Raw genomic sequence first — 19,959 nt, 5'->3', positions numbered from 1 at the left:
GAAGTATTGGAAAAGATTATTTTTTTTCAACAGGTTTTGTTGGTTTTTTCTTATCATTTAATGTTGATTGAGATAGATTACTTTCTGTCGGTGATGCTTTTGTTTTAGATTCACTTGTATTTTTTGTTACCACCATATTGGGTTTGATCTCATTTGTTTTAGATGAAGTATTAGCAAAGAGAGTTGTTGTAGCAAATAATGTTGATATGATAAGAATAAGCTTCATATTTTTTATTTTAAAATTTCCTTTTTACTTTAATTAGATTAATTTAGACTTGCATTTTTTTGTAAGTCTAATTTTATTTTAAAGATAAGAATTAAAATAAATAGTATTTTATAAGAAATATCAACAATATATAATCACGAAGAAACAATAAATATGTGTGTGTAAATTTAATTAATGTGAATGTATTTTTATTAAGAATATAGGATGTTTTAGATTATTATTCAGAATTTTTTGTATATTATTTTAAGGGTATTTAAATTTATTTAAATACCCTTAAAATTTTTAGTTACACTGTTCTAATGCTTCTTTAGCAAAATTCTTTCGTAATGCTAAGAAGTTTTTTTGAGTGTTTTTGTCATAGAGATCAAATTTTTGTGCGGTACTAGTACCATCTGGTGAGAAGAGTGCTGAACCTGCAGAAAATAAAGTTAAGCCTTTAAATGCCCATTGCTCTACAACCTTTCCATTCCCCATTTGCCCTGTAAATTCAATAACACATTTATCATTTAATTTGTTTAAACGCGCTTTATTATTCGCTGTTTCAGGATAAACATCTAAATTATGAATTTCTTGTAAAACACCGGCATCTAAGTGTTGGACAGTTGGTGTTGATGTACAAGCAGAAAGTGTAAAACCAATCAATGAAGTGAATATAAGTGTGTGAAGTTTCATAAAATTCCTTCTTTTCAATGTTGTTCCTTTGAGTATATGAAATATAGAATAAATTTCATATCTATTCATGTTGAATATTTTATATTCTATATCAAAAAATATTGAGAATTGACTTTTAAAAGCTAAAAAAATGCAAATATAAAAGTAACTGGATTCATTTGAATTTTTATATATTTTTATTTTAATATGTGGCTATAAATTTTTTGAAACATATGTATTTTAATAAAAAATAAACTGTTGTAGTATTATTTAAATCAAATATAGCTTATTTGTTAAGTTATTAAAAATAAAAAATAGATTAATTTTTAATTAAAATAATATCATTGGGTGAAATATAACTAGAAAAATTATTTTTTATTTGTATAAAAATAAAAAGGGGTAAATCATGAATAAAATTTATAAAGTCATTTGGCATGCTTCTTTAGGTATATGGATTGTTGTATCTGAATTATCTAAAGGAAAGACTAAAACTAAATGTAAAAAAAATGAGATAAAAAAATCTAATAAAAATAATAAATGCTTTGTGAAAAATATATCAATTATTTTTACATTAAGTTCCATATTATTGTGCACACAGTCTATTTTTGCCGTGAGAACCATTACAACTACAGGAACTGGTAATGCAATAGTTACATCAGGTTCATCAACAGTAGATGGAAATGCAAATTTCGTTGACTGGAATAATGCGAATAATCCCATAGATACTGGATTGAGTGGCGGAGATTCTGTCGTTATTGGAAATGCATCTTCTTCCTCAATTTCTAGCGTTGTTGTAGGTTCTAAATCAATCGCGACAACTGGTAGTGCCATTATTGTTGGTATGAATTCTAAAACTATTGCGGGTGATAGTGTTGTTGTTATTGGAAATCGTTCTACTGGATCAGGGTCTGGGTCAATTGTGTTAGGGCGTGATTCTGTAACGAATGGTGCATTTTCTTTAGCACTTGGTTCAGTAAGCGCGGCAGTTGCGAGTAGAGCTGTTGCAATTGGACATTCTGCTATAGCAAGTGGAATTAACTCAATCGCTTTTGGTGGAAGTGAGGGGACAAGTACAAGTTATAATACAACAGGTGCACAAGCATCAGGTAATTATGCTACGGCTATTGGAACTTCAAGTATTTCATCAGGTGTTAATAGTATTGCATTTGGTACTTCAGCAACAGCAACAGCAACAGCTACAAGTGCTATAGCTTTAGGTTATTTAGCACAGGCATCAAAAGAGAGTACGCATAGGGGAGAAAATGCGATTGCTGTTGGGCTAAGTGGAATTACAACAAATCATAAATATATTTATAAAGTAGGTGCAGGAACAGATTCACAAAGTAGCTTTAGTGGTTCTATTTCTGTGGGATTTCAGTGGTAAAGTAGAAATTCATATAAAATGCTCTAATAAAAAACCCGCCTTAAAGCGGGTTTTTTATTTACTATATCTTAGTGCTGTAACACTGAAATATCGGCAACTTTTGTGAATAAGTCACGTAATTGAGCAAGTAGGCGTAAACGATTTGCTTTTAGTTCAGAATCATCAGCCATTACCATCACACCATCAAAGAAGGCATCCACTGGCGCACGAAGTGCAGCTAAAGCAGAAAGTGCAGCAGTATAGTCTTTCGCAGCAAATAACGGTTCAACTACAGGTGTGATTTTCGCTAGTTCAGCAAATAATGCTTTTTCAGCATCTTCAACCAAGTTCGCTTCAACTACTGAACCTGTCGGTGCAGCTTCTTTTGCAAGAATGTTCGCAACACGCTTATTTGCAGCAGCAAGTGCAGCAGCTTCAGGTAAATCGCGGAAGTAGTTTACTGCATTTACACGTTTGTCAAAATCAAGTGGAGATTTTGGTGACAACGCTTGAACGGCTTGAATCACATCAACAGCAACGCCTTGGTCTTCGTATTTCGCACGGTAACGACCTTCAAGGAATGCAACAGCATCTGCTAAAGTCTTGTCGTGATCTTTCAATACATCGCCATAGGCAGCGAGTGCTAACTTGATGAGGTCTTCAATTGACACATCAAGATCATTTTCAGTCACAAGGCGTAAAATACCAATTGCAGAACGACGTAATGCAAATGGGTCTTTAGAGCCTGTAGGTGCTTGACCGATACCGAAAATACCTGTGAGAGTATCTAGACGATCCGCAAGTGCAATGGTTGTACCTGTTTTTGTTTTAGGTAAAACGTCACCTGCGAATTTAGGTAAGTATTGTTCACCTAAAGACTCAGCAACTTCATCATTTTCACCTTCAAGACGTGCGTAGTAAGTACCTGCAATACCTTGAAGTTCTGGGAATTCACCAACTAATTCAGAAGTTAAGTCACATTTTGCAAGAAGAGCTGCTTTTTCAGCATCTTCCGCTTTAGCATCTGTAATTGCTGATAATGCTACCGCAAGTTTAGCAATACGTTCAGATTTGTTCCAAAGCGTACCTAATTCTGCTTGGAAAACCATGTTTGCAAGTTTTTCTTTACGAGATGCAAGCGGTTGCTTTTGGTCTTGCAGGAAGAAGAATTCTGCATCTGACAAACGTGGACGAACAACTTTTTCGTTACCTTCAATAATTTGAATTGGGTCTTTAGATTCAATATTTGAAACAGTAATAAAGTAAGGTTGAAGTTTATTGTCTGCATTCACCAAACAGAAATATTTTTGGTTGTCTTGCATTGTTGTGATTAATGCTTCTTGTGGAACTGCAAGGAAGCGTTCTTCAAAGCTTGCACGAAGCGCAACTGGCCACTCAACGAGTGCTGTTACTTCGTCACGTAAATCACTTGGTACAATTGCAATGGCATTTACTTCATCAGCCAATGCTTTTACTTGTTGGTCGATGATCGCTTGACGTTCTTCAAATGAAGCAACAACATGAGCTGCTTTTAATTTTGGTAAGTAGTCATCTGCATTTGTAAGTGTAATTGCTTCAGGTGCATGGAAACGGTGACCATAAGTCACATTACCTGCTTTATGATCTTGAATCGTTGCATCAATAATTTGATCATCTTTTAACAATACAACCCATTTAACAGGACGTACAAATTCAGTACGGCTTGCCGCAGAACGCATGCGTTTTGCAATAGGTAAGTTATCTAAAGCATTTTGTAAAATTTGTGGAAGTAGAGCATCTAAGCTTTGACCTTTCACATCTTTTAAGTAGCAAACTTTTTCAACTTTACCCGCTTGGAATGTTGATACTTGATCTACAGTAATACCTTGACCACGCATAAAGCCTTCTAAAGCTTTAGTTGGATTGCCTTCGCTATCAAATGCAGCCTGTTTTGCAGGACCATCAAAACGTTTTTGAGTGTCTGCTTGTGCACCATCAACATTTACAATTTTAAGTGCTAAACGACGTGGTGCTGCATAAGCTTCAATAGCATCAAAAGCAAGATTTGCACCTTTTAAGCCTTTAACTGTTTCAGCTTGTAGTGCATCACGTAATTTTTTAAGGCTTTTAGGTGGAAGTTCTTCACAGCCAAGTTCAAATAAAACAGTATGTTTAGACATTATTTGTTCTCCGCCGCTTTCGCTTCTGCTTCAACTTGCGCCTTTAACTGAGCAAGTACTTCATCACGTAGATGAGGTTCTGCCATTGGGAAACCTAATTCTGCACGAGCCTGTACATAACTTGTTGCAATTGCACGCGCTAATGTACGTACGCGTAAAATATAACGTTGACGTTCAGTTACAGAAATTGCACCACGAGCATCAAGTAAGTTAAAGCAATGAGATGCTTTGATTACTTGCTCATAAGCAGGTAATGGTAATTTTGCTTCGATTAAACGATTTGCTTCTACTTCGTAGAAGTCGAAAAGTTCAAACATTTTTTCAACGTTTGCATATTCGAAGTTATATGTTGATTGTTCAACTTCATTTTGATGGAACACATCACCATAAGTAACAGTACCGAATTGACCTTTGGTCCAAACAAGATCATAAACAGAATCTACACCTTGTAAATACATTGCTAAACGTTCAAGACCGTAAGTAATTTCGCCTGTTACTGGGTAGCATTCAACACCACCGACTTGCTGGAAGTAAGTGAATTGTGTTACTTCCATGCCATTTAGCCAAACTTCCCAACCTAAGCCCCATGCACCAAGTGTTGGAGATTCCCAGTTGTCTTCTACAAAACGAATGTCATGTACAAGTGGGTCAATACCAATTGCTTTTAAAGAGTCTAAATAAAGCTGTTGGATGTTATCTGGGTTTGGCTTAAGTACTACTTGGAATTGATAGTAGTGTTGTAAGCGGTTAGGGTTTTCACCATAACGACCATCTTTAGGACGACGTGATGGTTGAACGTATGCTGCATTCCAAGTCTCTGGACCTAGTGCACGAAGGAAAGTTGCTGTGTGGAATGTACCAGCACCCATTTCCATATCGTAAGGTTGGAGAACGACGCAGCCTTGCTCCGCCCAGTAGTTTTGTAAGGCAAGAATTAAGCCTTGGAAAGTATCAATATGCGATATGGCGCGACTCATGGTCATCCACTTAAAATTAGAGAAAAATTGTACACAATTATAAGGAGTTTCAATGTAAGTGGCAAAGCCTCTCCGCTATTTTCATGTTTTAATTTTGAGAATTTTTTTTTATGAAGCAGGATCAGTGCTTAGTAGGTGTGGATGAGTATTTTTGGTGTGAATATAAAATGAAAATAATGCATAAAAAAAGAAGGTAGGTATGGTGAATGATAAAATTAATAAAAATTTTTGTGAAAAATCATGATTTGTAGTAAAGAATGCAGCCGCTAATAGAGTCACTAATATATAACTTATAGCACTTGTAAAAATACAATAAATTTTTAGATGTTTAAGTATTATCTGAAAAATGAAAAGAAGAGGGAAGAGTAAAATAAAATATACAGAATAAATAATAAGCTCAAAAAATGCTAAATTATAAAAGAAAGCTGAAATATTCGAAATTTTAGAATTAACAATGCAGCAAGAATGAAAAAGGGTGCCAATGGGAGCAAAAATTAAGGCATAAATAATATTGCGATTTGAGTGTTTTAAAGGTGTGAAGAAAAATGACTTTATGTTGATGATTATCTTGCTATTCATGGGAGATTTCACTTCAATAAAGTAATTTTAATTAAATTATTGAAAATATTTAAAAATAATTGCTAATAGTTTTTATGTAAAAGTGATCGATAAAGTTAATTAATTCCTAATGACCAATTAGCTTAATCACTAGATAATGATAGAGAGAAATGTATTTTAAGCATATAAATTTATTAACGTATTGAGCAAAGTTACTAAGGAAAATTTAGAAAATTAATGATCTTAAAAAATGATAAAATTGTCAAATATTTAAATATAATTGCATAATAGTTCACATATTATTAGTATATCTTAAATATATGGTTAAAGGTAAGTAATGTTGAAACGCTATAAAAATAAGATGTGGCTCAGTTTTATTGTATTATTTTTAATGTTGATTTCTATTCAATTGATTTATATGTTAAAAAGTTTTAATTTAGTGCTATTTTAAATGCTATAGCTAGTGTACTAAGCTTAGTGTGTATATAGAATATTGAGACCAAAATTTATAGTTCATCTTATGAAAGAACTAAAATTATGGTTTTATATTGAAATATTTTACAATTTGTTTCACTTAATTATTGTTTTTTGCATTAAAAGCATTTCAAGTATGGGGGATGTATTAAATTTTAAATTTGTTGAGAGAATGATTGCTTCTAAAAAGCTATAGTATGGGATGAAATACTAGAACAATTAGCCATTGGATTCTTATCTCTATTTGTGTGATGTTGGGTTAATTATTTTAGTTGATGGAGAATTAATTTCTTGAAGTGCAGAAACGCTCTGTTTTGGAATAATAAGCCAAAGAATTAAATAAATTAAAATTCCAGGAAATCCAGCACTACATACAGAAATTAATATAAAAATTATACGTAGCAAATTAGCATTCCAACCAAATCGTTCAGCAATACCTCCCATGACTCCAGCAATAAGTTTGGAGTTATTCGAACGGTATAAACCTGCATTGCTCATAATTTTTTCCTATTTGCTTTGGCATAAATGGAAATTCATTTATAGATTATAAATGGTATCCAAATATAAAAAATAAAGACTCTTTATACTTGAATAAGTAACGATATGTAAAAATATTATTCGTTAAGACCAATATCTTACATAATAATGTTTGTTTTATTTTTAGTATGTTTTTGAAATCTTAAAATATTAATTTACGTATAGAGTATTCAAATTTAGAATCTAGAAAGCAGTAAGTATATTTATATGTAGGATAAATTAAGTGCCAAATCATGTTTTATATAAATCATACTTTGTTATTTGTTGTTGCTTAGGGTTGATCGCCTGTGATAGTAAATCGCCTTTAGAAGAGCCTGTATCAACAACTTACAATGATGCTATTGTATCTCGTGAAGGGGATGGGGATGTATTTCCCGCTACTAAATTAAGAGATGCTGTGAGTCAAATGAGTCATGCAATCAACACTAATGATAAATTAATGGAAGTTAATGTAACAGATGAGGCGCTTCCATTTGTTGGGCGTTATAAGACTAATATTGACTGTATGGACAAAATTATTAATTGTGATGGTGGCCAGGCTAATGTCATTCTAAACTTATTACCAGATGGTACAGCACATAGTTCTATTATTCATTTGGGGCAGATTAGTTATAGTCCTAATTTACAATACGCTCGTGATTTATGGTATTTCGATCCAGAAGAGAATGAAATTGTTTTGGAAAGAAGTAGTGGTGTGACATTCTTTTTTAAAGCTGATCAGTCAAATAAGCTGATTATGGATTCTCATAAAGTAAAGTATTCCACACCCCAAAATCGAGAGTTTTTTGATCGTGGTAATCCTGAACCAGCACGTGATTATGTGTTAATTAAAGAAAAGAAAATATAAAACATAGATGGTGGGTTGTGTGGGGTTCGAACCCACGACCAATAGATTAAGAGTCTACTGCTCTACCAACTGAGCTAACAACCCTGAGCAAGGATTAGTGAAACAAGTTCACCCGAGTGCAAAAATAATACTTTAAAGAGATAGTAAAGTATTGAGTTTTCACAACATCGATATAGCAAAATTTCGAGAATGGCTAATCTAAACCTGAATAGGTTTATTTGTCTTGGTCGGAATAGTGCAGGTTTCGTGTTCTTCACATGAAGGAAGAAAGAAGCCCTAAGAAAGAATGGTGGGTCGTCCGCGACTCGAACGCGGGACCAACGGATTAAAAGTCCGCTGCTCTACCAACTGAGCTAACGACCCTGAGTAGTAGAAATGATAATTATCATTTTTACAACGCAAGATTTGGTATTTTGCGTTATCCATTAGGATAATAGATGGTGGGTCGTCCGCGACTCGAACGCGGGACCAACGGATTAAAAGTCCGCTGCTCTACCAACTGAGCTAACGACCCATCAATGATGATCAAATAAGTGGTGGGTCGTCCGCGACTCGAACGCGGGACCAACGGATTAAAAGTCCGCTGCTCTACCAACTGAGCTAACGACCCATTCATTTGATGGAGCGTATTGTAGCAAGTTATAGGCTGAGCGCAAGTAAAAATTAAAGAAGTTGCCTATGTTTGATTATAATTAAATCAATTTGATGCTATATAAACAAAAAATAGGCAACTTTAATCATTTAGAATCGATATTTATAACTTTGAATATTATTATAAATTTCTAAATTAAGAGGGCAGTACGCTTTTTCACCAGGAAGAAGAACTAAAATTTGTTCATCTGTTTCTTTTAAATTAAACGCTTGTGCTTTTAATTTATTTTTTTGGTGCTTAAATGTACCAGTTATTTCAACTTTCTTTTGAATGCGAATAAAAATAGGAATTGCATAAGCAGGTAATGCATTTTTAAATTCCTCATACATTGCTGAATAATCAACTTCTGCAAGTTGTTCACCATCTAAAAGTGTAATGGCTGCCATGCCTGCTCGACCATTTGTATGTGGAATTTCTACACCATATACAACAGCATCTGCAACTTTTGGATATTCGCTGACAATATTTTCAACTTGTGTTGTTGATACATTTTCACCTTTCCAGCGGAATGTATCACCTAAACGGTCGACAAATTGAGCGTGTCTAAAGCCAATATCTCGGACTAAATCACCCGTATTAAAGTAAGCATCTCCTTTTTTAAAAACGTTTTGCATAATAACGGCTTTGTTTTTTTCAGGATCTGTATAACCATCAAAAGGTGATCGACGGGTAATTTTTCCTATAAGTAAGCCAACGTCTCCTTTCTTAACTTTTTTACACCAGCCTTTGTCATCTAACACTGGTTCATTTTTTTCTTTATCAAATTCAATGACTGCATATGGTGTAGGGGAAAAACCAACGGTATTGTCAAAGTTAAAAACATTACTAAAACCGACATTTCCTTCACTAGATGCGTAAAGTTCTAAAATTTCTTCAATCCCAAAACGTTCTTTGAATTTATCCCAAATATTGGGGCGCATTCCATTACCGATCATTTTGGTTACACGATGACCTTTTTCTAAAGGTGATGATGGTGCATCCATAAGGTATCGACAAAGTTCTCCTACATAGCCAATCGCTGAAGCATCAAATTTTTGAACATCTTTCCAAAATGAAGATGTTGAATATTTACGACGTAAAGCTAATGTTGCACTTCCTGCAATTACCCCACACCAACACACGACAATACCTGTTGCATGGTATAGAGGAAGTGTACAGTACATAACATCATCATGATCTAAGTCTAAAACATGACCATAGGTACCATAAGCAAGTGTCCATCGGCTATTGGTAAAAATAACCGCTTTGGGTAAACCTGTTGTGCCAGATGTATAAATATAAAATAATCCAGTTTTACCTTGAATTGTATGTGTTGTTGCTGGATTGAACTGAGGGAGGGGGTCTATGATTGATGATAAATTAATAAAACCTTTAGGTGCTTCACCAGCATCTTTCCGAGTTTCTTGATCTGCGAACCAATAAAAATGATTTGAAGGAATATGTAAATCTTGTCGAATATTATTAACAGCTTGAAAGCACTCATCGCCAACAATAATCGCAATAGGTTTAACTAAGTTAATACTATGAGCAAGTACTTGCCCCACTTGTGATGTATTAACAAGTGCCGATGTTACTCCAATTTTGGCTAAACCAATGACTGTTGCAATGAGTTCTGGGCGGTTTTCAATCATCACCGCAATCACATCACCCTTTTTTGCACCGATAGAAAGATAGTGGTGGGAAATTTGATTTGCCCATTCATTCAATTCTTTATAAGTAAATTTTTGATCTTCAAATTTTAAAGCATATCCTTCAGGATGACGCTGAACAGCTTTTTCAAATGCAATGCCTAGGCCTGCTGGTGTATTAGAAGTACGTAAATAAGCTTGCTTTAAACCACTTAATAAATGTGGAACTTTAGGCATGAATTTCGGTAGCTTTGCGATAACATCAGCAAAACTAATCACGTTCTTATTGGGTACTTGGTTCATAATATTCCCATTTTTGTATTTTCATACAAGTTAGCTAAATATGAAATTTTTCGAAGGCACATGCTTTCTTTTAATCTTTAAAATCTAGTGCAATCAACCTAATTTGAAAAATACATTAAAAAAAATCCAGTCACCGAAATGACTGGATTGGGGTGTCACCTGCAAAAAAGTAAATTTTACTCAGTTGCAGTGTCCACTTTTTTCGGTGGACGTCCACGAGGACGACGAGGTCGAACTGCTTTTTCTTTTGCTGGTTTTTCAGCTGATTCAGCAGTTGACTCTTGATCATTATCGATCACTAAGTCAGCTTGGATGGGCTCGCTAGAAACATTATTTGTTTCTTCTTTTTGAGCTTCAGTTTTAGTTGCAACTGTTGAAGTTTTAGGTTCAGAAATTTCAATAACTTCTTCTTTAACTTCTACAGTCACTTCTTCTGTTTTAGTCTCTTGCACGATAACATCATTTGTTGCTGATGTTTCTTTAACAGCGACTGCTTCTACTTCAGCTTGAGGCGCTTCAGTTTGAACTTTCTCTGCTTCAATGTGTGCTTGTTTCGCTTGAACTAATGCTTGCTCTGCTGCAAGTTTAGCTAAACGACGACGTTCACGAGGATCATTTGCAACACGTTTTTCTGATACAGGTTTTGGTGGTGTTAAGTCTAAAATAGGAGCAGGTTCTGCTTCTAATTGAGCCTTGGTTACTTCCACATCACGTGTAACAGGTTTTTTGTCTTCTTCAGGCATTTGTTGTGCTGAAGCGACAGAAGCACTGTATTGATCTGCAAATTTTTGTAATGCGCGATTGAATGTTGGAATAAGTCCAAACTGTTCAATTAATACAGCACAATCATCACCATAAATATGGCGAATTAAACTGCCCACCGTATATTGACCTAATGTTGGCACTTGAGAAGGTGCAATTTTAGGTGTACGAGGCTGTGCTTGCGCATTGCGTTGTTCACGACGACGTTGGCGAGGATCGTTGCTTGCACGTTTAACAGGTTGCTGAACAATATTTTGTTGTTCATCTTGCTTTGATACAACCTCAATTTGTGGCTGTACTTTTTCTGCTACAACAGGCGCTTCAACTTTTGCTTCTGTTGGTGCGATTTGAGGAACGACATGAGTATTGTTATTTAATGCAACAATTTCACTTTTCGCTTGATCAACATTTACAACCAGTGCAGTTGGAATCATTTCTGATTTTGGTGCATTGATTAATTCAACTTGAGGCTGCTTTACTGATTGCTCTTGTTTCGCTTCAGCAGTAACTTCAGTTGCAACAACAGGTTCATTTAACACACTTGGATCACGTTGGCGATTTGGTCTGTTTGGACGTTGTTGGTTGTTGCGGTCACGACGTGGCACCGAGTTTTGCTCATGATTTTGCTGAGTTTCTTGGTGTTGATCATGTTGATGTTGACGACGAGAATTACGTTTATTTTCACGTGCTTCTTGACGTTGATCTTGGCGAGAAACTTGAACAATTTCTTCATGAACAATATTTTGTTGTTGATCATGTTGATTATTTTGTTCACGTTGCTCTTTATGCTTATTGTTGTTATTGCGCTTTTTAGCAGGACGCTTTTCTTCACGCTCTGCTTTTTCTGCTGCATCACGTTCAGGTTTTTGAGTAACTGAAGATGGTGCTAAATAAGCATTTGCATCATTATTTTGAGTTGCTGTGTGGTTTGGAATAGTTTGAGTTTGGTTAATTTGCCCAAACTGTCCACGACTTACAGCACCACCATTAACCATTTGTTCAATTGCAGCTGCAGCATTATTTGCTGTGCGTGACTGATCAATAGTCGCAGCTTGCTTTTGTACAAATAAATTTTCTAACCAAGCACATGGGCTAGTTGAAGGTGCTGCTACAGTAGGTGCTTTTTGAGCTGTAACAGGTGCATTTTGTTGTGGAGACTTTTGTCTTTTTGAACCTTTGTCATGGTTTGTCTGAGCAGTATGCTGATGAGTTTGCTCTTCATCCAAATGCCATTCAGATGATTCATAACCTAATTCTTTTTCGCTATTGCGAGTCGCTTCAGTACGCTCATAACTTGTTGGTGCAAAACCTTCTGGGTTATAAGAAATTTCGTAATGTGGCGTTTCTAAATGTGGGTGAGGTAATACAGTTACACGTACATTTGATGTTTGTTCTAAGTAGACAAGACTATGGCGCTTTTCATTTAATAAGAATGCCGCAATTTCTACAGGAACTTGAACCTGAACTTCACCATGGCGTTCGCGAAGTGCAATTTCTTCAACTTTACGCATGATAGAAAGAGAAAGAGAGCGAAGGTCACGCACCATACCTGTACCATGACAGCGAGGGCAAACATAACCAGTAGCTTCTTCTAAAGATGGTCGTAAGCGTTGACGGCTCATTTCCATTAAACCAAAGCGAGATAATTGACCGAATTGAATACGAGCACGATCGCTTTGTGTTGCTTCACGAAGTTTTGCTTCAACCATACGTTGGTTACGGTCTTTAGTCATATCGATGAAGTCGATTACAACCAAACCACCAATATCACGTAGACGAAGTTGGCGAGCAATTTCTTCTGCAGCTTCTATGTTTGTATTTAATGCAGTTTCTTCAACGTCATGACCACGAGTTGATTTTGCAGAGTTAATATCAATAGAAACTAATGCTTCGGTTTGGTCAATAACAATTGAACCACCTGAAGGAAGTTTAACTTCACGTTCGTAAGCAGTTTGAATTTGGCTTTCAATACCAAAGTGAGCAAATAAAGGCTCATTTAATGTATATGTTTTTAATTTTTCTAATTGACGTGGCATTACAGCTTTAACAAAGTTATATGCTTCGTTATAAGCTTGCTCAGAATCAATTAAAATTTCTGAAACATCGTCACGTAAGTAATCACGAATAGCACGCGTTACAACGCCAGCTTCTTGATGAACAAGCATTGGAGATGGGCCAGAATTCGCAGTACTTTGAATTTGTGTCCAAAGATCAAGCAAGTGTTGTAAATCTAGTTGTAATTCTTCTTGAGAGCGACCAATACCAGCAGTACGTACAATAACGCTCATACCGCGAGGAATATTTAAAGAAGCTAAAGTTTCTTTAAGCTCTTCACGAACAGATCCTGAAATTTGGCGGCTAATACCACCACCTTTCGGATTGTTTGGCATAAGAACTAAATAGCGACCAGCTAAAGAGATAAAAGTCGAAAGAGCAGCACCTTTATTACCACGTTCTTCTTTTTCTACTTGCACCAAAAGTTCAGTGCCTTCAGTAATCAGCTCTCTGATGTTTGAAGTTTGGCGAGGATCTGCTTTGTAGTAAGAGTTTGCGATTTCTCGCATTGATAAGAAGCCTTGGCGACCAGCTCCGTATTCGACGAATACAGCTTCTAAAGAAGGTTCAACGCGAGTCACGTGACCTTTATAAATATTAGATTTTTTTTGTTCACGGGTACGGTTTTCTAAATCAAAATCGTAAAGACGCTGACCAGTGACAAGTGCAACGCGAATTTCTTCGGCATGTGTTGCATTAATCAACATACGTTTCATGGGTGTAACACCTTATAGTGATACACAACAAACATCGCGTTACGCGTAGCGAACATCAAACATCACGGATCAATGCTCAGATCTCAAATAAACCGATTGTGGTCTGAGTTTTATTACCGGTCTCTAATTGGACTTCGGTTTTGATTCACGTATTGATGATGGCAATACGGCTTCAATCTTTAAACGATTAAAGTCACCTGTGTGATTCACTGGCGGACTAGCGGTGCATTGGATGTGAGTAACTTTCACTGTCACATTGCTCAAGATCATCCCTTCATATTCGATAGAGCGTCTACTAAATGCGGAATTAATCATCGCATTTTACAATTAGTGCAGATCCAATACATCAACGCTGTAGCCTGAATTTAACATCAGGGAGCGACTAATCTGATGTGTATCAGTTAACGTTTAAAAGCCAACATATATGTTGGCGACATATTTTTTGAGCAAACTGGCTGTACCTAAAGTACAATTAAACGTAACAGCTTGCAGTTTTGCCGATATAATAAGCCTTCGGCGTCGGCATAATTCTTTTGGGACCTATGCGCTGTAAGGGTTTTGACTGTTTTATTCATTTCAGTATCAACTGAATTAAAACAATTTTACTCTTATACGATGGTTTCCGTGCGCTGACTATACCAAACCTTGCATCATCTGCCTATGGGCTAAACGAATGTTTCTTGTGAAAAGTATAGATCAACCGCTTATTTATTAATCAAATTCAGTATTTTTTAGGTCATAGTAACTGTATGAATTCTACACAAGAATGGCAAAATGTCACTTGGTTCGAAGTGGATGAACATCAAGCGGGTCAGCGCATTGATAATTTTTTATTTAAACGTCTCAAAGGTGTGCCTAAAAGTCGAATTTATCGTCTCATTCGTGAAGGTCAAGTTCGTATAAATAAAAAACGAATTAAAGCAGAAACTAAGCTTGCAATTGGTGATCAAATTCGTGTTGCACCAATACGTTACGAGCAAAAAGATGAAACTGATGCTCCTGTTTCAGATAAAGTTGCTCAAAGTCTTTTAAGTAGAGTTGTATATGAAGACGAAGGCTTATTAGTGATTAATAAACCTTCAGGAATAGCAGTTCATGGTGGTAGTGGTGTTGCTTACGGCTTGATCGAAGCTTTACGTGCAGCAACGGGAAAAAAATATTTAGAACTTATTCATCGTATTGACCGAGATACATCAGGCTTGGTGATGGTGAGTAAGAAGCGGAGTGTTTTAAAAACGCTTCAAGATTTACTCCGTGAGCATAAAATTAAAAAAACTTATGCAGCAATTGTAAAAGGACAAGTAGCTTTAGATAAGCAACTGATTGATGCACCATTACATCGTTATGAGTTAGCGAATGGTGAGCGTCGTGTATGTGTATCTAAAGAGGGGAAAGAGTCTAAAACCCAATGGAATGTTGCTGAACGGTTTATGCATGCATCATTGGTTTATGCTTCGCCACTTTCTGGTCGTACGCATCAAATCCGTGTTCATGGTTTAAGTATTGGTCATCCTTTGATTGGGGATGATAAATATGGTCATGAAACTGCATACCGTGGTCCAAAGCCGCGTCGTTTGTGTTTACATGCAATGCGTCTTGAAATTCCAGGATATGAAACGATAGAAGCTCCATTGCCTGAAGATATGCAAAGTTTAGTTGCACAGCTTCGTGCACAAAAAGCGGATAAACCTGTAACAACTTCAGAAGATTAAAATTGAATTTATCTAACCTTTCTTTGAGAGAGGTTAGATAAATCCGCCCGATTATAATTTTTTATATAGCATTGCTACTCATTTCATGAATTGAGAGCTTCGTTAAATGGAATGACCAAGGAAATTCATATATGACATCACCTATAAAGCTCATTATTTTTGATTGGGATGGCACTTTATTTGATTCAGTTGGTCAAATTGTTCAGAGTTTAAAGTTTGCAGCTCAAACTTTCGAACAGCCTTTAACTGATGAGGCAGCAAAAAGTATTATTGGTTTGGGTTTACCTGAAGTTGCAGAAATTTTATTTCCAAACGTTCCTGAATTACATGATGCAATTTTACAATGCTATGGCGATCATTATGTTGAAAATTCTAAGGGTGATATTTGGTTTGCTGGTGTAGCAGTTATGCTTCATGATTTGAAGGAGCAAGGTATAAAATTAGCTGTGGCCACAGGAAAGAGCCGTCGCGGTTTAGATCGTGTACTAGGTCAAACGCAAAGTATAGATTTATTTGATGTTACGCGTGCAGCCAGTGAAACAAAGTCAAAGCCTGACCCATTAATGCTTGAAGAAATTTTAAATGAAACTGGTCTAAATGCAGATCAAGCGATTATGGTGGGAGATACCTCTTACGATTTAGAAATGGCCCAGAATATTGCAATGCCACGTATTGGTGTTTCTTATGGTGTACATAGTACTGCTGTTTTAAATCAATTTGCTCCTTTATATATTGCAGATAATGTGAGCGACTTACATCAATTTTTAAAACAACATATTATTGCTTCGTAAAAATATGTACATCTAATTGTCCGATTAGATTAAAGAGAAAGTATATCTTTCTCTTTTTTATGACTTTAATAATTTAAAGCATATAGTTTTTAGATAACTTAATATTTTTTAACAATAAATTTAAAGAAAACCTAGAAAATAAAAAAAGTAAAAGGCTGTGATTTTATATTTTATGTTATTGTTTTTATTAAATATTATCTAATTTGAGAGTTGAGGTGGAAGTTTAAGCGATCAATTTATAAAGGATGCTCTTATCTTTTAGTCGTATAAGCCAAGTATTTTAGTCTGAATGCTGAATTTAAATATTACTTTAGTTATTTTTTGAAGTGAATAAAATAAATTAAGATGTTGTTTTTAAATAATTAATATGAAATTTATTATAGGTTGTAACTATAGTTATAAATAAAATATGTATTGGTCTTCCTGTGCGAAAAAAATGATTCTAAGCTCGTAAATATCTATACCGCATCTGTAATAGGTCGTCATAAGGTCTGATGGAAAGACATTATGATTCCCAAACTCTCTCTCCTTACAGATGATGTGTTAAGTCCTATTTTTGCAGTTTAAGGAAACATCGATGTCGAATTCTGCTGTTGTTGAATCAGTTGCTTTAGCATTAAGAGAAGCTGAATTATCAAAAAATGCGATTGCGCCTATTCGCCCACAATTGGGTGGGGAAAGTGCAGACGTAGATATCGCTTATGCCGTTCAAGAAGCCAATACTAAACGTGCGATTGCTGAAGGTCGTCGTCTTGTGGGTCGTAAAATTGGTTTAACGTCTGTTGCTGTTCAAAAGCAATTAGGTGTGGGCTCTCCAGACTTCGGTATGCTATTTGCTGATATGGCATTTGGCGATGGTGAAGCAATTCCAGCAGGATTATTGATTCAACCTAAAGTAGAAGCTGAAATTGCGCTCATTATTAATAAAGATTTAACGCAAGAAAAACATACTTATGCAGACATTATTAGTGCAACAGAATATGCACTACCTGCAGTTGAAGTCGTTGATAGCCGTATCGAAAATTGGAAAATTTCATTGATTGATACTGTTGCTGATAATGCATCTTCAGCAGCATATGTTTTAGGTTCTAAGCCAGTAAAACTTGAGAACTTAGATCTTGTAAATTGCAAAATGACAATGACACGTGCTGGTGAAGTTGTTTCTCAAGGTATTGGTAAAGCATGTCTTTCAAATCCATTGAATGCTGCTGTTTGGTTAGCAGATGAAATGGTTCGTCGTGGTCGTCCTTTATTGGCTGGTGACATCATTTTAACGGGTGCATTAGGTCCAATGGTTGTGGCAAATGCAGGCGATGAGTTTGTTGTGGAAATTGAAGGTTTCGGTTCAGTAACTGCTACTTTTGCTGCTGAATAAAAACGGATTTTAAGAGAAGTTGTTCATGAAAAAGATTAAATGTGCAATGATCGGTCCAGGTAATATTGGTACTGATTTACTTTACAAATTACAACGTAGCGAATGGTTAGAGCCAGTTTGGATGGTGGGTATTGATCCTACTTCTGAAGGTTTGGCTCGTGCTGCGAAAATGGGTTTAAAAACCACTGCTGAAGGTGTTGATGGTCTTCTTCCTCATGTTTTAGAAGATGATATCAAAATTGCATTCGATGCAACTTCTGCATACGTACATGCTGAAAACAGCCGCAAGTTAAATGAACTTGGCGTGTTAATGATTGACTTAACACCTGCTGCAATTGGTCCATTCTGCGTACCACCTGTAAACCTTGAAGCATTACTTGCTGCTGGTGAAGTGCCAAATGTAAACATGGTAACTTGTGGTGGTCAGGCAACAATTCCAATGGTTGCTGCGGTTTCTCGTGTTCAGCCTGTTGAATATGGTGAAATTATTGCAACTGTATCAACGAAGTCGGTAGGTCCAGGTACACGTAAAAATATTGATGAATTTACACGTACAACTGCGGGCGCTATTGAGAAAGTTGGTGGTGCGAAACAAGGTAAAGCAATCATCATCATTAACCCTGCTGAGCCACCATTAATGATGCGTGATACTGTGCATTGCCTAGTAGAAGGTGAACCAGATCAAGCGGCAATTACTGAATCAGTACATGCAATGATTAAAGAAGTTCAAAAATATGTACCAGGTTACAAACTTGTAAATGGTCCAATTTTTGATGGTAACCGTGTTTCTATCTTCTTAGAAGTGGAAGGTTTGGGCGACTTCTTGCCGAAATATGCAGGTAACCTCGACATTATGACTGCGGCAGCTGCACGTACTGCAGAAATGTTTGCAGAACACGTTTTTAATAAAGCTGAAGCTTAAGGAGCAACCTCATGTCTAAGATTATTGTTCATGATATGACTTTACGTGATGGTATGCATCCACAGCGCCATCAAACTACTGTTGAGCAAATGATTGCAATTTCAACAGCACTTGATGATGCTGGTGTTCCTTTAATTGAGGTAACACACGGTGATGGTCTTGGTGGCTCTTCAGTAAACTATGGTTTTGCTGCTGCAACTGACGAAGAATACTTATCTGCTGTTGTGCCACGTATGAAAAATGCAAAAGTATCTGCATTACTTCTTCCTGGTATTGGTACGGTTGACCATTTGAAAATGGCACATGAAATTGGTGTTTCAACAATTCGTGTTGCAACACACTGTACAGAAGCAGACTGTTCTGAACAGCATATTACGGCTGCGCGTAAGTTAGAAATGGATACAGTGGGCTTCTTAATGCTTGCTCACATGGCATCACCTGAAAAATTGCTTGAAGAAGCGAAAAAGATGGTGTCTTACGGTGCAAACTGTATTTATGTAACAGACTCAGCAGGTTACATGCTTCCTCAAGACGTACTTGACCGCGTTGGTCACTTACGTCAACACTTAGACCCAAGTATTGAGCTCGGTTTCCACGGACATCATAACTTAGGTATGGGTGTTTCAAATACTGTTGCTGCGGTACAAGCAGGTGCGGTACGTGTCGATCTTGCATCTGCAGGTCTTGGTGCGGGTGCAGGTAATACACCGCTTGAACTTTTCATTGCTGTTGCTAACCGTATGGGTATGGACACTGGCGTTGACTTGTTCAAAGTACAAGATATTGCTGAAGATCTTGTGATTCCAATGATGCATAATCCTATTCGTGCTGACCGTGATGCAGCAACTTTAGGTTATGCAGGTGTTTACTCTTCATTCTTGTTATTTGCTAAACGTGCAGAAGCGAAATATGGTGTTTCTGCTCGTGAAATTCTGATGGAACTTGGTCGCCGTGGTACAGTTGGTGGTCAGGAAGACATGATCGAAGACTTAGCATTAACAATGTCTAAAGCTCGTGAACTTCAAGCATAATTTATAAAAAATTGCTAAGAAAGGCATTCCTAAAAGGGGTGCTTTTTTTATATAAGATAGAAAGATTTAAAAGAATAAAACAACAAACATTGTTTATTTGAAATGCTTGTTTATTTAGAAAATATTAATAAAAATAAATATCGCAAAAATTAGAAATAGAATGGAGATAAATAAGAAGGATAAATTTAAATGGAATCTAACAAAATAGGCGTTCTTTTGG

General features: G+C 36.0%; 14 protein-coding genes and 4 tRNA genes. 7 read left to right on the top strand and 11 right to left on the bottom strand.

Annotation, left to right across the window (positions count from 1 at the left end; translation table 11 throughout):
- Window positions 1–16 precede the first annotated feature (16 nt).
- Window positions 17–226: a hypothetical protein gene (locus AOY20_RS02060; protein WP_054580336.1), complete on the bottom strand. Its 210-nt coding sequence runs from the start codon at window positions 224–226 to the stop codon at window positions 17–19.
- 282 nt (window positions 227–508) lie between these two features.
- Window positions 509–898, bottom strand: a complete 390-nt coding sequence (locus AOY20_RS02055) for a hypothetical protein (protein WP_054580335.1) — start codon at window positions 896–898, stop codon at window positions 509–511.
- Between the two features lie 385 nt (window positions 899–1,283).
- Between AOY20_RS02055 and AOY20_RS02050 the strand changes: the two genes are divergently transcribed.
- Complete coding sequence (locus AOY20_RS02050) at window positions 1,284–2,261, top strand: ESPR-type extended signal peptide-containing protein (protein ID WP_054580334.1); 978 nt, start codon at window positions 1,284–1,286, stop codon at window positions 2,259–2,261.
- A 68-nt stretch (window positions 2,262–2,329) separates the two neighbouring features.
- Here AOY20_RS02050 and glyS read toward each other — a convergent pair whose 3' ends face one another.
- The 3 genes from glyS to AOY20_RS02035 all read right to left on the bottom strand — a co-directional run bounded on the left by glyS (window position 2,330) and on the right by AOY20_RS02035 (window position 6,906).
- Complete coding sequence (glyS, locus tag AOY20_RS02045; RefSeq protein ID WP_054580333.1) at window positions 2,330–4,399, bottom strand: glycine--tRNA ligase subunit beta; 2,070 nt, start codon at window positions 4,397–4,399, stop codon at window positions 2,330–2,332.
- A complete protein-coding gene (glyQ, locus tag AOY20_RS02040; protein ID WP_054580332.1) occupies window positions 4,399–5,376 on the bottom strand; it encodes a glycine--tRNA ligase subunit alpha in 978 nt (325 codons plus the stop codon). Before glyQ ends, glyS begins: the two co-directional genes overlap by 1 nt.
- A 1,272-nt stretch (window positions 5,377–6,648) precedes the next feature.
- On the bottom strand, window positions 6,649–6,906 hold the full coding sequence (locus AOY20_RS02035; RefSeq protein WP_054580331.1) for a PspC domain-containing protein: 258 nt from the start codon (window positions 6,904–6,906) through the stop codon (window positions 6,649–6,651).
- A 262-nt stretch (window positions 6,907–7,168) separates the two neighbouring features.
- Between AOY20_RS02035 and AOY20_RS02030 the strand changes: the two genes are divergently transcribed.
- Window positions 7,169–7,792, top strand: a complete 624-nt coding sequence (locus tag AOY20_RS02030) for a hypothetical protein (RefSeq protein WP_054580330.1) — start codon at window positions 7,169–7,171, stop codon at window positions 7,790–7,792.
- A gap of 8 nt (window positions 7,793–7,800) precedes the next feature.
- Here the strand turns inward: AOY20_RS02030 and AOY20_RS02025 are convergent.
- From AOY20_RS02025 to AOY20_RS02000, 6 genes are all read right to left on the bottom strand, one after another.
- Window positions 7,801–7,876, bottom strand: a tRNA-Lys gene (locus AOY20_RS02025).
- 203 nt (window positions 7,877–8,079) lie between these two features.
- Window positions 8,080–8,155: transfer RNA gene (locus AOY20_RS02020), tRNA-Lys, on the bottom strand.
- Window positions 8,156–8,230: 75 nt separating this feature from the next.
- Window positions 8,231–8,306, bottom strand: a tRNA-Lys gene (locus tag AOY20_RS02015).
- Window positions 8,307–8,326: 20 nt separating this feature from the next.
- Window positions 8,327–8,402 (bottom strand) — tRNA-Lys (locus tag AOY20_RS02010).
- A 131-nt stretch (window positions 8,403–8,533) separates the two neighbouring features.
- Entirely contained in the window at window positions 8,534–10,375 is a 1,842-nt protein-coding gene (locus tag AOY20_RS02005; RefSeq protein ID WP_054580329.1) for a long-chain-acyl-CoA synthetase, read from the bottom strand.
- 176 nt (window positions 10,376–10,551) lie between these two features.
- Window positions 10,552–13,908, bottom strand: coding sequence for an Rne/Rng family ribonuclease (locus AOY20_RS02000; protein ID WP_054580328.1), 3,357 nt, complete (start codon window positions 13,906–13,908; stop codon window positions 10,552–10,554).
- 749 nt (window positions 13,909–14,657) lie between these two features.
- Between AOY20_RS02000 and AOY20_RS01995 the strand changes: the two genes are divergently transcribed.
- From AOY20_RS01995 to dmpG, 5 genes are all read left to right on the top strand, one after another.
- Entirely contained in the window at window positions 14,658–15,620 is a 963-nt protein-coding gene (locus AOY20_RS01995) for an RluA family pseudouridine synthase (RefSeq protein ID WP_054580327.1), read from the top strand.
- A 131-nt stretch (window positions 15,621–15,751) separates the two neighbouring features.
- Complete coding sequence (locus AOY20_RS01990) at window positions 15,752–16,411, top strand: HAD family hydrolase (protein ID WP_054580326.1); 660 nt, start codon at window positions 15,752–15,754, stop codon at window positions 16,409–16,411.
- Window positions 16,412–16,988: 577 nt separating this feature from the next.
- Window positions 16,989–17,786, top strand: a complete 798-nt coding sequence (locus tag AOY20_RS01985) for a fumarylacetoacetate hydrolase family protein (protein WP_054580325.1) — start codon at window positions 16,989–16,991, stop codon at window positions 17,784–17,786.
- Between the two features lie 25 nt (window positions 17,787–17,811).
- Window positions 17,812–18,708: an acetaldehyde dehydrogenase (acetylating) gene (locus tag AOY20_RS01980; RefSeq protein ID WP_054580324.1), complete on the top strand. Its 897-nt coding sequence runs from the start codon at window positions 17,812–17,814 to the stop codon at window positions 18,706–18,708.
- Window positions 18,709–18,719: 11 nt separating this feature from the next.
- Window positions 18,720–19,739, top strand: coding sequence for a 4-hydroxy-2-oxovalerate aldolase (dmpG, locus tag AOY20_RS01975; RefSeq protein WP_054580323.1), 1,020 nt, complete (start codon window positions 18,720–18,722; stop codon window positions 19,737–19,739).
- Window positions 19,740–19,959 lie beyond the last annotated feature (220 nt).

Source organism: Acinetobacter equi (assembly GCF_001307195.1).
GTDB classification, from domain to species: domain Bacteria; phylum Pseudomonadota; class Gammaproteobacteria; order Pseudomonadales; family Moraxellaceae; genus Acinetobacter; species Acinetobacter equi.
This window is presented reverse-complemented; position numbering and strand designations above follow the sequence as displayed.